The 555-nt window shown below is 60.0% G+C and carries 1 protein-coding gene; it reads left to right on the top strand.

Going from position 1 to position 555, the window contains the following annotated elements; genetic code table 11:
- On the top strand, window positions 1–555 hold a 555-nt coding region (locus HMPREF2554_RS02410; protein ID WP_210396004.1), incomplete at both ends, for a helix-hairpin-helix domain-containing protein.

Here is a 555-nt window from a genome sequence, read left to right as displayed (position 1 = left end):
CGCTCGCCGAACTCGTCAAAATTGATCCCCAGTCATTGGGGGTGGGGCAGTACCAACATGACGTCAGCGTAACCGCTTTAAGACGCGCCCTCGATAACACGGTTGAGGACTGCGTAAACGCGGTGGGAGTTCACCTGAACAGCGCATCCGCCGCACTGCTTGCGCGTGTTGCCGGTTTTAACCGCACAATTGCCGAAAATATCGTGGCATACCGTAGCGAACATGGGGCTTTCACCACCCGGGAAGAGCTTCTGAACGTGCCTCGGTTAGGGGCTAAGGCCTATGAACAGGCGGCGGGATTCGTGCGGATTCTGCACGGTACCGAACCGCTGGATGCCTCTGCCGTGCACCCCGAATCGTACCCTGTGGCGCGGCGTATTATCGCCGATGCGCAGCGGAATCATGGGGCGCTCTGGCAATCCGGGCGGCTTATCGGCAGTGACGGGGAAGATCCGCTCACCGCGCTTGACCCCGCCGACTATGTGAACGAGAGTATCGGTGAATACACCGTGCGCGATATTTTTGAGGAATTGCGCCGCCCCGGGCGTGACCCGC

Origin of the sequence: Rothia sp. HMSC071F11, from assembly GCF_001809115.1 — a bacterium.
Taxonomy (GTDB): domain Bacteria; phylum Actinomycetota; class Actinomycetes; order Actinomycetales; family Micrococcaceae; genus Rothia; species Rothia dentocariosa.
The sequence above is the reverse complement of the archived record's forward strand: the minus strand, read 5'-3'. Positions and strand labels throughout refer to the sequence as shown.